The organism is Actinomadura verrucosospora, from assembly GCF_039540335.1.
GTDB lineage: Bacteria > Actinomycetota > Actinomycetes > Streptosporangiales > Streptosporangiaceae > Spirillospora > Spirillospora verrucosospora.
The window spans coordinates 265,065-272,942 of record NZ_BAABEV010000007.1 but is presented as its reverse complement, the minus strand read 5'-3'; the positions used below and the strand labels follow the sequence as shown (position 1 = coordinate 272,942).

Below are 7,878 nucleotides of genomic sequence, written 5' to 3'. Positions count from 1 at the left end.
GCGTCCGGCAGCACCGGCCTGTCGCCCACGGCGGTGGGCCGGGCCTGGGCGCACCGCCCTGGCTGCCCTGGCCGCCGGGCCCGCCCGGCACGCCGGGGCCACCCTGGCCACCGGTGCCACCCTGGCCACCGGGACCGCCCTGGCCACCGGGACCCGGACGGGGCCCAGCGGGCCGCGGACCCGGACGGGGCCCGGGGCGGGCACCCTGAGAATCGGAACCGCCGCCGGACGAACCCGGACGCGGCGGTGCGGACGGGCGCGGCCCCGGCTTCTTGGGTGCGCTCCGTCGGTCGCCCTGCTTGGGGGCGGATGAAGAATTTGAGAAGGCTTCTGTCAGCCTGCGAACGACCGGCGCCTCAATCGTGGAGGACGCCGACCGTACGAACTCGCCCATTTCCTGGAGCTTGGCCATGACGACCTTGCTCTCTACTCCGAACTCCTTGGCGAGTTCATAAACCCGGACCTTCGCCACTGCACTCCCTACTCGGTCCGGGGGTGCGGCCTCCGGACCGTCGCTAACTTGCCGTACTCATCGCGGCGTGCTCATCGAGCGCTCATAGCAATCTCGACCTGCTTCCGACTAGACGTCGCTTACCATTCGGCCATCCTGCTGCTGCGCGGCAAGGGCCGCAAGTCGCTCCCGCAGCGGACCGGCGTCGAGCGGGCCCTGCAGGCGGAACGCCCGCGGGAACGCCCGGCGCCGCTCTGCGAGTGCGAGACACTCCGGATCGGGATGCAGATGCGCACCCCGTCCCGGCAGCCGCCCGCGAGGATCGGGGACGATGACGCCCTCGACCACCACCAGGCGCAGCAAGTCGGACTTGACCGTGCGAACCCGGCAACCCACGCACGTGCGAACAGCGGCCGCCGGGCCACGTCCCATGAGTCTACCGCGCCGAGGCGTCGGCGGGGCCTGTCGCATGTTCTCCTGACGCGGAAGATCCGGATTCGCCGGTTCCGGCGCTGTTCGGGGGCGTCTGTACGGGCTCGGTGTCGGACCGGATGTCGATCCGCCAGCCGGTGAGCCGGGCGGCGAGCCGGGCGTTCTGCCCTTCCTTGCCGATCGCGAGGGACAGCTGGTAGTCGGGCACCACCACCCGGGCGACCCGGGCGTCGGCGTCGACCACCTCGACACTCGAAACACGTGCCGGGGACAGGGCATTCCCGACGAACTCCGCCGGGTCCTCCGACCAGTCCACGATGTCGATCTTCTCGCCGTGCAGCTCGCCCATCACGTTGCGCACGCGGCTGCCGAGCGGGCCGATGCACGCTCCCTTGGCGTTCACCCCGGACTTGCGCGAGCGAACCGCGATCTTGGTGCGGTGGCCGGCCTCCCGGGCGATCGCCGCGATCTCCACGGTGCCGTCGGCGATCTCCGGGACCTCCAGCGCGAACAGCTTGCGGACGAGGTTCGGGTGGGTGCGCGACAGCTGCACCGACGGGCCGCGGTGGCCCTTGCGGACCTGCACCACGTAGGCGCGCAGCCGCTCGCCGTGCTCGTAGCGCTCGCCGGGCACCTGCTCCTGCGGCGGCAGGACCGCCTCGATCTTGCCGAGGTCGACCAGCACGCTGCGCGGGTCCTTGCCCTGCTGGATGATGCCGCTGACGATGTCGCCCTCGCGGCCCGCGTACTCGCCGAAGGTCAGCTCGTCCTCGGCGTCGCGCAGGCGCTGGAGGATCACCTGCTTGGCGGTGGTCGCGGCGATGCGGCCGAACCCCGTCGGGGTGTCGTCGTACTCGCCGACGGCGTTGCCCTCGTCGTCGGTCTCGGTCGCCCACACGGTCACGTGGCCGCTCTGCCGGTCGAGCTCGACGCGCGCCTTCGGCGCCGCGCCCTCCGTCCGGTGGTAGGCGATCAATAGGGCGTCTTCGATGGCCTTGACGGCCACGTCGAGCGAGATGTCCTTCTCGCTCTCCAGGCCCCGAAGGGCGGTCATGTCGATGTCCACGAGGTTCCCCCCTCTAGTCCGGCTGCGCCGGAGAACGCGATTCCTCGGCCGGCGACGAAGGCGCGAACTCCACCTGCACGCGGCCGCGCCCCAGCTCGCCGAAGCCGAACCGGCGCCGCACGGTCTCCGGCCCGGCGGTCTTCCCCTTCGGGGAGGACGGCTTCCCGGCCCCACCGGCGGCCTTCCCGCCGCCGGCTCCCTTGCCCCGGCGCTTCTGGACGACGTCGATCTCCACGGCCTCGTCGTCGGCCGCCACCACGCGGCCCTCGATCTGGCCTCCCTCGGTCAGGGGGGCGACGACCAGCCGGCCGACGGCGCGGCGCCAGTGCCGCGGTTCGGTGAGGGGGCGGTCGACGCCCGGCGAGGTCACCTCCAGCACGTAGGGCGAGGAGCCCATGACGTCGGACCCGTCGAGCAGCTCGGACGTCGTCTCGCTCAGGCGGGCGATGGCGTCGAGGCCGATCCCGCCGTCGGCGTCGACGACGACCCGGACGAGCCGGCGGCGGCCCGCGGGCCGCACGTCGACCTCCTCCAGGTCGTAGCCCGCCTCGGCGATCGCGGGCGCGAGCAGCCTGCTGAGGGCGGCGGCGGCCGCGTCGCGGCTCGGCCGGGCGGCGTCGCGCGGCGGGGCCGCCTCCTCCTGCCGGCCGCGCCTCCCCTGAGCGCGGCCGCCACGGGACTCGACGCTCATGGGGTCCTCCTCCTGTTGTGCGCCTGCGATGTCTGTCGTGCGCCTGGCGGCGGCGGGGCCGCCGCTCGTCCGCCGACACCTCAAGACTATCGACAGCCGGGGACCGCAGCGGTCTTTCCGGCGCCTCTCCGGCGCGGCGGATATGGAATGCTTGAGCTGGCCTGATGGGCGCGTCCGGAGACCGCCGCCGCAGCGGGCCGCCGCCACCTCCGCAACCGGGTGAGGAGACTCCCTTTGCCAGAGGCCGCACCGCCGCCGGGGCAGGCGATGTCACGCTCGACGCAGGCGCTGTCACGCCGTGCGCTGCTGGGCCGGGCCGCGCTGCTGGGCGGCGGTGCGCTGCCCGTACTGCCGTGGATCGCGTCCTGCACGGCGGAGGCCGCCCCCGCGCCCGAGGACGTGCCGGTGCTGGTGGGCGCGATCGCCGCCGAGCAGAACCTGATCGCCTCGTACGAGGCGGCGCGGTCGTCGAATGCTTCCCAGGCCACGCGGCTCGATCCCGTCCTCGCCCATCACCGCAGGCATCTGGCCGTCCTGAGGCGGCACTACGTCGCGGGCTCGGGGAACCGGGCGGGCGAGGGCGGCGCCGTCCCCTCCCCCGTCGCGGCGTCGGTCCCCGCGGGCGCCGCGGGCCTCGCGGCCCTCCGCGACATGGAGGACCGCGCCGCGCGGGGGCGCATGGCCGACGCCGCCAAGGCCGGTCCGGCGCTCGCGCAGCTGCTGGCCAGCATCGGGGCCTGCGAGGCCGGCCACGCCATGACCGTCAAGGGCGGTGCGCCGCCCGTCCGGTCGAGGTCGGACGCCGAGGCCCTGCAGACCGCGCTGGCCGCCGAGCACGCGGCCGTCTACGGGTACGGGGTGCTCGGGGCCCGCCTGCGGGGCACGCTCCAGCAGACCGCGAAGGACCTGTGGAACGTGCACCGCGCCCGGCGAGACCAGCTGGTCTCGGTCCTGTCGGTCGCGCCGGTCGCCGCGGCGTCCGCCTACAGGCTGCCGGTCCAGGTCACCTCCGCCCGCGCGGCCGCGCAGCTCGCGGCGGCCCTGGAGAGCGCCCTCGTGCCGGCCTACGTCGGTCTCGCGGGCGCCTCCTCCCCCGACCTGCGCGCGTTCGCGGCCGACAGCGCGCAGCGGGCCTCGGCGTGGGCGGCGCGCTGGCGGTCCAGGTCGGGTTCCGCGGCGCCGCCGGAGGCGTTCCCCGGGCTGCCGTCCGCGGCGCTGTCCCCTCGCCCCGAACCGGGTGAGTGATCTTCGGCACGACGGGAACGAAGGGCCCGATCAGCGACGTTGATCCCATCGCGGGATGACTTCGGGGGAGGGAGCCCACGTGACCACGAATCCGCAGGCGGGCAGGACGAGCGCCCTCGACGAGCTGCGGGCCGCCTACCACGAGCAGCTGACGCGGCTGGCGGCCGAGCGCGACGCCGCGCGGCGCCAGGCGCGCAGGGCGCAGGCGCAGGCGGACGTCGCGCGGGCCGATCTCGCCAGCCTCAAGAGCCGCGTCGGGGAGCTGCTGAACGCCGCCGCGCGGCACCTTCCGGATCTTCCTCCGGTGGAGGGTCCGGACGCGCCGGAGCTGCCCGCCGCCCAGGAGGCGCGGGCCCTGCCCGCCGCTCCGGCCGATCCCGATCCGGAGCCTCCGGCCGAGAGCGGCGAGACGCCCGCGGACCGCGCGGCGCGAGCGGCCTGACCGGGCTGGAACGCCCGTCCGGGGACCGCGCGGAGGCCGCCTGACGCGTCCGTCACGGCGGTCTTCGCCCCCGGGGTCCAGTAGGGTCCACCAAATGACCGCGTACGGCCTTCTCGTCTCCCCCTCGCACAACCGGGTCTATGCCCAGGCCGCCGCCGACCTGGTCAAGGCGGAACTGGCGGTGTTCAGCGAACGGGCTCTCGGCGGGCGCGTCCGCGACATCGAGGAGACCGCGATCGGCGGCGTCCCCTATGTGACGTTCTCCGCCGACGTGCTGACGGAGCAGGACGTGCGCCTCCTGTCGAACCTGTCGTCGCTCTACGCGCTCTTCCAGATCGAGGGCGACCTGCTCCGCCCGGTCGCGCTGCAGCCGCTGGACCTGTTCGGCAGCGACCTGCTCACCATCCAGAAGTACTCGGGCAAGACCAACGAGTACTTCACCAAGCTGCTGCTGAACGTCACGGCGATGGCGACCGACTCGCCCCTGGACCTGGTGACCGGGCGTCCCCGCGTCTTCGACCCGATGTGCGGGCGGGGGACGACCCTCAACCAGGCGATGATGTACGGGCTGGACGCCGCCGGGATGGACATCGACGGCAAGGACTTCGACGCCTACGCGGCCTTCATCAAGACCTGGCTGAAGAACAACCGGGTCAAGCACCAGGCCGAGATCACCAACGTGCGCCGCGAGAAGGCCGTCCTCGGGCGCCGCCTGCACGTGACGCTCGGCGCGTCCAAGGAGCGCTACAAGAGCGGCGAGACGATGGAGATCACCGTCGTGAACGCCGACTCGCTGGGCGCGGGCAGGTTCTTCCGCCCGGCGTCGTTCGACCTGATCGTGACCGACGCCCCCTACGGCGTCCAGCACGGCAGCCGGCCGAAGGGGGCGCAGCCCGGCCGCAGGGGCGGGCCCCAGCTGTCGCGCAGCCCCGTGGAGCTGCTGACGTCCGCCGTGCCCGAGTGGACGCGGCTGCTGCGTCCGGGCGGCGCCGTCGGCATCTCCTGGAACACCTTCGTCGGCCGCCGCGAGCAGCTCGCCGAGATCCTCGCGGCCAGCGGCCTGGACGTCCGGGACTCCGACGCCTACCGCGGCTTCCGCCATCGCGTCGACCAGGCCATCTCCCGCGACCTCATCGTGGCCGCCAAGCCGTCAGGCTGAGTGCCACCGCTCCACGTGCGGGAGCAGTTCCTCCAGCTCGTGGATGACGGCGTCGGCCGGCGTGAGGCCCGGGCGCTCGAAGGCGTGGGTGGTCTGGTGCCGGATCAGGACGGCCCGCAGGCCGGCCGCCTTGGCTCCGTGGATGTCGTCGAACGGGCGGTCGCCGACAAAGACGCAGGAGCCCGGGTCGGTGGCGCCGACGGCGTCCATGGCGGCGCGGAACGCCTCGGCGTGCGGCTTCGTCCAGGGGATCTCGCTGGAGTAGACGGCGCCGTCGAGCATGCCGAGGACGTCGTCGCGGGCGAAGACGCGCTCGTGCCACTCGCGGGTCCAGATGGTGTTGGACAGCACGCCGATCCTGATGCCGCGCTCGCGGAGGGCGGTGAACAGGCCGGGGACGGCGGGGTCGGTGTGGGTGTGCGGGGTCCACGTCTCGAAGTGGGTGTCCAGGAGGGCCTCGGTCGGCTCCACCCCGGCCATCGCGAACGCCTCGGCGAGCGTGGCGCTGCGGTGCTCCTCTGTGCCGCGGCGCCACAGCTCGTCCTCGGCGGCGACGAGGGCCGCGACGGTCTTCTCGACGGCGTCCGGCGGGAGGTGGGCGGCGCAGACGGTGCGCCAGATGTCGGCGAGTTCGAGGTCGTGCCAGGGGGTCAGCGTGCCGCCCCAGTCGAAGATCACAGCTTGTACGCCCATGCCCCGGATCGTAACCATCGGGGCGCGACCGACGATCACCTTTTCGACGCGGTGGTCGTCCGGAGGGCGCGACCGGGGCCACCCGATGTCCGGTCAAGGGAGCCCTCCATGCGCAGACCCCTGCTCGCCGCCCTGTTGTCCGCCGTGCTCGTGGGCACGGCGGTCCCGGCGGCGGCCGATCCGATCCCCGACGGCCCCGGCAGAGGGCTCGTCCCGGCCTACGTCGGAGCGCCCGCCACTCCGGCCCCTCTGGCGGGGCGGCCCGTCCCGGCCAACCCGCACCAGGGTCCGGTGGGGACGTCGTCCATGCACGCCGACAGTTACGCCTCCGACACCTATCCGTTCCTGGGGCCGCTCGGCCGCGATCCGCAGGTGCTCGCCGAGGCCAAGGGCGGCGGGCTGCCGGGGCTGTGCTCGACGGTGACGTTCGCCCGCCGGACGGGCCTGATCGTCGCGCAGTGCACCCGCGGGCAGAACCTCACGCTGCGGCTGATCGACCCGAGGACGCTGAAGGACCTCGCGACCTACGAGCTGCCGCCCAGGCCGTCCACCGTCCAGGCGGTGTTCTCGCTGAACCTCGACACGGTGTTCACCGACACCTCGGGCGGGGCGTACTACTACCTGGACCCGCAGGACCGCGCGGTGCTGGCGGACTCGTCCTTCCATCTGCGCCGGTTCGCGCACGAGAAGGGCCCGGACGGCGCCTGGCGCTTCACGGTCACCGACGACTGGGACCTGCGCGGCCACCTCCCCCACGACTGCGCCACCTGGACGAACCCGTGGCCGAAGGGGGAATGCGACCCCGTCACCGCGGTCGGGCCCGACTGGAACGGCCTGATCTGGTGGATCACGAGGGGCGGCCGCGTCGGCACGGTGGACCCCGGGTCCGGGGCCGTCCGGATGGCGCGGCTGGCGGGCGAGGGCGTCCAGAACTCGTTCGCGGCCGCGGAGAACGGCGTCTCGGTCGTGTCCGACCACGCGCTCTACCGGATGCGGGCCGGCGCGGACGGGACCCCGGAGATCGTCTGGCGGCAGCCGTACGACCGGGGCAGCGGGCGCAAGCCCGGGCAGATCGACCAGGGGTCCGGGACGACCCCCACGTTCTTCGGCGACGGCTACGTGGCCGTCACCGACAACGCCGACGACCGCATGCACGTGATCGTCCGCCGAGCGGAGGACGGCGGGCTCGTCTGCCAGGTCCCGGTGTTCGGAAGCGGGGCCAGCGCGACGGACAACTCGCTCATCGGCTACGGCCGCAGCCTGTTCGTCGAGAACAACTACGGCTACCGCAACTTCTTCGACCTGCCGCCGGGCGGGTCGTCGGTGGGCGGGGTCAGCCGCGTGGACGTGAAACCGGACGGGACGGGCTGCGAGACGGTCTGGACGAGCGCGGAGCGCTCCCCGTCCACCGTCTCCAAGGTCTCCGTGCCCGCGGGGCTGCTCTACCTCTACACGAAGGAGCCGCGCCGGGACCTCATCGACGCCTGGTACCTGACCGCGGTGGACGTCCACACGGGCCGGACGGCCTACAAGGTGCTCACCGGCACGGGCAAGTGGTTCGACAACAGCTGGGCGCCGGTGACCATCGGCCCGGACGGGACCGCGTACGTGGGCGTCGTCGGCGGCCTCGTCGCCGTCCGCGACCGGGAGTAGGGCGCCGGTCATCGGGGATACCGGTCCGATCAGCGAACCCGAACCG

At 73.5% G+C, this 7,878-nt stretch carries 9 protein-coding genes; 4 read left to right on the top strand and 5 right to left on the bottom strand.

The annotated features are described in order from the left end of the window. From ABD944_RS11545 to rimP, 4 genes are all read right to left on the bottom strand, one after another. Positions 1-472, bottom strand: a 472-nt coding sequence (locus ABD944_RS11545) for a translation initiation factor IF-2 N-terminal domain-containing protein (protein ID WP_345175203.1), incomplete at its 3' end; no start/stop codon positions are given. 108 nt (positions 473-580) lie between these two features. Next, entirely contained in the window at positions 581-883 is a 303-nt protein-coding gene (locus ABD944_RS11540) for a YlxR family protein (protein ID WP_345175201.1), read from the bottom strand. Positions 884-887: 4 nt separating this feature from the next. Beyond that, positions 888-1,937, bottom strand: coding sequence for a transcription termination factor NusA (gene nusA, locus ABD944_RS11535; RefSeq protein ID WP_345175199.1), 1,050 nt, complete (start codon positions 1,935-1,937; stop codon positions 888-890). A gap of 25 nt (positions 1,938-1,962) precedes the next feature. Next, positions 1,963-2,640, bottom strand: coding sequence for a ribosome maturation factor RimP (gene rimP / locus ABD944_RS11530; protein WP_345175197.1), 678 nt, complete (start codon positions 2,638-2,640; stop codon positions 1,963-1,965). Positions 2,641-2,907: 267 nt separating this feature from the next. Here rimP and ABD944_RS11525 point away from each other — a divergent pair, with 267 nt between their 5' ends. The 3 genes from ABD944_RS11525 (at position 2,908) to ABD944_RS11515 (ending at position 5,486) form a co-directional block, all read left to right on the top strand. After that, positions 2,908-3,885 carry a ferritin-like domain-containing protein gene (locus ABD944_RS11525; RefSeq protein ID WP_345175195.1) on the top strand — a complete coding sequence of 326 codons (978 nt, stop codon included), beginning with the start codon at positions 2,908-2,910 and terminating at the stop codon, positions 3,883-3,885. A 79-nt stretch (positions 3,886-3,964) separates the two neighbouring features. Further along, positions 3,965-4,327 carry a hypothetical protein gene (locus ABD944_RS11520; protein WP_345175193.1) on the top strand — a complete coding sequence of 121 codons (363 nt, stop codon included), beginning with the start codon at positions 3,965-3,967 and terminating at the stop codon, positions 4,325-4,327. A 94-nt stretch (positions 4,328-4,421) separates the two neighbouring features. Then, positions 4,422-5,486, top strand: a complete 1,065-nt coding sequence (locus tag ABD944_RS11515; RefSeq protein WP_345175191.1) for a TRM11 family SAM-dependent methyltransferase — start codon at positions 4,422-4,424, stop codon at positions 5,484-5,486. On the opposite strand, the gene ABD944_RS11510 is transcribed toward ABD944_RS11515, so the two are convergent. After that, positions 5,478-6,179 carry an HAD family hydrolase gene (locus ABD944_RS11510; RefSeq protein ID WP_345175189.1) on the bottom strand — a complete coding sequence of 234 codons (702 nt, stop codon included), beginning with the start codon at positions 6,177-6,179 and terminating at the stop codon, positions 5,478-5,480. The two genes, ABD944_RS11515 and ABD944_RS11510, sit on opposite strands and share 9 nt — an antisense overlap. A gap of 108 nt (positions 6,180-6,287) precedes the next feature. Here ABD944_RS11510 and ABD944_RS11505 point away from each other — a divergent pair, with 108 nt between their 5' ends. Then, positions 6,288-7,832: a hypothetical protein gene (locus ABD944_RS11505; RefSeq protein ID WP_345175186.1), complete on the top strand. Its 1,545-nt coding sequence runs from the start codon at positions 6,288-6,290 to the stop codon at positions 7,830-7,832. Positions 7,833-7,878 lie beyond the last annotated feature (46 nt).

Coding starts and splice junctions, on each gene's coding strand:
- ABD944_RS11540 (WP_345175201.1), bottom strand. CDS start 883: ATGGGACGTGGCCCGGCGGCCGCTGTTCGCACGTGCGTGGGTTGCCGG.
- nusA (WP_345175199.1), bottom strand. CDS start 1,937: ATGACCGCCCTTCGGGGCCTGGAGAGCGAGAAGGACATCTCGCTCGAC.
- rimP (WP_345175197.1), bottom strand. CDS start 2,640: ATGAGCGTCGAGTCCCGTGGCGGCCGCGCTCAGGGGAGGCGCGGCCGG.
- ABD944_RS11525 (WP_345175195.1), top strand. CDS start 2,908: ATGTCACGCTCGACGCAGGCGCTGTCACGCCGTGCGCTGCTGGGCCGG.
- ABD944_RS11515 (WP_345175191.1), top strand. CDS start 4,422: ATGACCGCGTACGGCCTTCTCGTCTCCCCCTCGCACAACCGGGTCTAT.
- ABD944_RS11510 (WP_345175189.1), bottom strand. CDS start 6,179: ATGGGCGTACAAGCTGTGATCTTCGACTGGGGCGGCACGCTGACCCCC.
- ABD944_RS11505 (WP_345175186.1), top strand. CDS start 6,288: ATGCGCAGACCCCTGCTCGCCGCCCTGTTGTCCGCCGTGCTCGTGGGC.